The 211-nt window shown below is 82.5% G+C and carries 1 protein-coding gene; it reads right to left on the bottom strand.

Going from position 1 to position 211, the window contains the following annotated elements; all coding sequences use genetic code 11:
• A partial coding sequence (locus QWJ41_RS22630; RefSeq protein ID WP_302710587.1) for a hypothetical protein occupies positions 1–211 on the bottom strand: 211 nt, incomplete at both ends.

Raw genomic sequence — 211 nt, 5'->3', positions numbered from 1 at the left:
GCGGCGCGCCTCGTCGTACGCCGCCGGCAGCGCGCCGTCGAGGGGCTGCACGGGCCCGTGGGCCACCCCGAGCGTCACCGGCTCGCCGCAGGTCTCGGCCAGCGCGGCGCGCAGCCGCGGGCCGACGACCTGGGCGTCGTCGTGGGCGGGCACCAGCAGCACCGGTCGGCCGCGGTGCTCGACGGCCAGGCCGTCGGCGGCGCGGGCCAGG

Origin of the sequence: Nocardioides cremeus (assembly GCF_030518195.1) — a bacterium.
Classification (GTDB): domain Bacteria; phylum Actinomycetota; class Actinomycetes; order Propionibacteriales; family Nocardioidaceae; genus Nocardioides; species Nocardioides cremeus.
This window is presented reverse-complemented; position numbering and strand designations above follow the sequence as displayed.